Raw genomic sequence first — 248 nt, forward strand, 5'->3', positions numbered from 1 at the left:
CAGCATATGATTTTAATGGAGGTCTTTTAATAAATGAAGCTTATGCTGATGAGATTGATGATAAGCATTTCATCAAAAAAGAACAAGAATTAGATGGACGTATTTTCAAACAATTTAAGAAAAGTTCAAGCTACTTTAAGAAGTGGGATAAATTTATCAAAGAAAATAACCTGACTCATGCTATTAGAATGCAAAGTTTAAATTTTTTAGTGTTTGTATACGACCTTACTGGTGCTATTGAGTTTATT

General features: G+C 28.6%; 1 protein-coding gene. It reads left to right on the forward strand.

Annotation, left to right across the window (positions count from 1 at the left end; genetic code table 11):
- Nucleotides 1–248 (forward strand): hypothetical protein (locus R2R70_RS22140; RefSeq protein ID WP_410979220.1); only part of this gene is annotated, 248 nt, incomplete at both ends.

It is taken from the genome of Cobetia sp. SIMBA_158 (genome assembly GCF_046566945.1).
Classification (GTDB): domain Bacteria; phylum Pseudomonadota; class Gammaproteobacteria; order Pseudomonadales; family Halomonadaceae; genus Cobetia; species Cobetia amphilecti.